General features: G+C 61.4%; 2 protein-coding genes. Both read left to right on the top strand.

Annotation, left to right across the window (positions count from 1 at the left end):
* On the top strand, positions 1-330 hold a 330-nt coding region (locus NW828_RS13705; protein WP_414384456.1), incomplete at its 5' end, for a zinc ribbon domain-containing protein.
* Between the two features lie 132 nt (positions 331-462).
* Positions 463-2565 carry a tetratricopeptide repeat protein gene (locus NW828_RS13700; RefSeq protein ID WP_414384455.1) on the top strand — a complete coding sequence of 701 codons (2103 nt, stop codon included), beginning with the start codon at positions 463-465 and terminating at the stop codon, positions 2563-2565.
* Positions 2566-2637 lie beyond the last annotated feature (72 nt).

The raw sequence follows: 2637 nt of genomic DNA, 5'->3' as shown, positions 1-2637 counted from the left end.
AACAGTTGGGCGTTCTACCAACTACGTCAGTTTCTGGAGTACAAGGCGAGGGTTGCAGGGGTTTCTCTGATTCTTGTGCCGCCCGCCTACACGTCGCAGACCTGCCACAAGTGTTTGCATATCCATCCCAATCCTGCGCAATCCTACCGCAGTGGCAAGCAGTTCAAGTGTGGGCACTGTGGATGGGAAGGGGATGCGGATTTGAATGGTGCGAATGTGATTGCGCTCTTGGGGGCTGCTGTAAACCAGCCTAGAGGTTCGGGCTTGTTTTGTTCTCTGGTAGAGCAGAGCAGGCCCAGGGCTACTGAAAGCCCGCTCCATACCGCTTAGCGGTCGGAGTCGGGTAGTTTACGTTTGCTCCTTGCCCCAGACCCGATGGGGAGCAAATGCGTTTGCGTTTGTGAAAGCATCGCGCAGCGATAACGCAAAGATAAGCTGGAGAAGAGCAGCGAGCGGGCGTTCATGTCTTCAGAGCATTACAAGTTCGACCTTTTCTTGCGCTACCACCGAGAGCAAGCCCGGTGGGCGCGTCAACTGGCGGAGCGGCTGGATCGCGAGGGTTTCAAAGTCTGGTTTGACCGCTGGATGCTGCAGCCGGGGGATAATCGCAAGCTGGAGCTGCAACTGGCCATCGAACAATGCCGCTGGGTGGGAGTGGTGGCCTCTCCAGAGTGGGTTGCCGATCCCTGGCCAAGGGATGAGCTGTACAGCGGGTTTCCCCATGCCCCGGCACGACAAAACCAGCGTCTGCTGACGCTGCTGCACACCCCCGCCGAGCTGCCCCGCCCCCTGGAAGAGGCGCCCCTGCTGGATTTTACCGGCTCAGAAGAGGATCCGGTGCTGTTTGAGTACCGGGCCCTGGAGCTAATGCACTTTTTGGATCCCAGCTTCCCTGCCCCCGGGGATCTGCAGCGGTTCCGGCTGCAATACCGCCGCCGTGAGGGGAAAGAGTCCCTGGAAGATGAAGAGGTGCGGGGATTTCAGGCCTTTTTGCGGGCCATCCAGATGGCCATCCTGCGCATTGCCACGGGCGAAACCCCCTCCGCCACGCCAGAAGAAGGAGCGCGTCAGATCGCCATTTTGCAGTTCATTCAGCGGCTGTTTCAGTGGAACAGTGCCGACATCCAATTCGAGCGGGGGGAAGACTGGCGTCGCCGCGGCAACCTGACGGAAGCCCTGGCCGCCTACGACCGGGCTCTGAACATGGATCCCAACTTCGCCCTGGCTTGGAGTCGCCGTGGGGATGTGCTGGTGCAGTTGGCCCGCTACCGCGAGGCGGTGGACAGCTACAACGGATCCCTAAGCATCAACCCCTACGACGAAGAAACCCGGCTGCGCCTGGCCCTGATTCTGGGGCGCCTGGGGCAGTACAAGTCGGCGGTGGTTAACTACGACAAGGTGCTGGAGAGCAACCCGGAAGATGCTCTGGCCTGGCATAACCGCGGCATCCGCCTGCTGCAACTGAAGCGGTCTAAGCTGGCCCTGAACAGCCTGAACAAAGCGCTGCGCCACAACCCCAAGCAGCCCCGCACCTGGCTGGCCCGTGGGATCGTGTTGCGACGGCTGCGGCGGCCCAGCTCGGCAGCGGCTAGTTTTGCGCGGGTTTTGAAGCTCAACCCCAGAAGTGCGCGGGTTTGGCGCTACCAAGGCAATGCCCTCTTCCACTGCCACCGGCTGCGCTCGGCTGTCGAGTGTTACAAGCGCTCGCTGCGGCTGCGTCGCCGGGATCCCATCACCCTGCACAACTTGGGGGTGGCCCTGCTGCGCTTGGGGCAGTATCGGCTGGCCAGCAAGGCTCTAGAACGCGCCCTGCGCTACGATGCCGACAACTACAAAAGCTGGTACGCCCGCGGTGTGGCCTTCCAGAAATTGGGCTACCTGAAAGAAGCCTGTATCCACTTCGAGGAAGCCCTCAAGATCAAGCCGGAGCACTTTCCAGCCCGCTATGCCTTGGCGGTAGCTCAGCAGGAGCTGGGGCAATATGAGGCCAGCCTACGGCATTTCCAGCGCTTGGTGCAGCAGCGTCCCGGCAGTTCTGCCTGCTGGTTTGGCCAGATCACCAGCCTGCGGCGCCTGGGCCGGCTGGAAGAAGCCCGTGCCGCCTGCCAGCAGATGATCCACCTCAACGAACGGGATCCCTGGGGCTGGTTTGCCCTGGGGTTGATCTACAGCGAGCTGAGGGATCCCGAACAAGCTGTGCAAGCCTACTCGCGGGTTTTGCAGCTCACCCCAGAAGATGCTGTGGCCCTCAACAACCGCGCCTGGGAAGCCTTGAAATTGGGGAAGCTGGAACCTGCCCTGGCAGACGCCCAACAGGCCACGCACCTGGATCCCCAGCGGCCCGCCTTTTGGCATACCCTGGGGCTGATTCAACTGCGGGCCGGCCAGCGAGCAGCCGCCCAAGCCAGCTTGCAGCGCTGTCTGGAGCTGGATCCGCAATTTCAGCCGGCCCAAGCCGCCCTGCAGGACTTGGCCCAGGAAGACTCGGCCTCCCCGGCGGGAATGGCTCTGCCGGAATTGGAAACCCTCACTCCCCAACCGCAGCCGGTTGACCCCAACCCCTAGGTTGTGTTGATCTTTCATTTGAGCCAAAAGAGAGCACTGACGAGATAGAGAAAACTCAAGAAGTTCCTGGCC

Origin of the sequence: Synechococcus sp. W55.2, assembly GCF_047461635.1 — a bacterium.
Taxonomy (GTDB): domain Bacteria; phylum Cyanobacteriota; class Cyanobacteriia; order Thermostichales; family Thermostichaceae; genus Thermostichus.
Note: the sequence above shows the minus strand (reverse complement) of the source record. Positions and strands in the feature narration are given on the sequence as shown.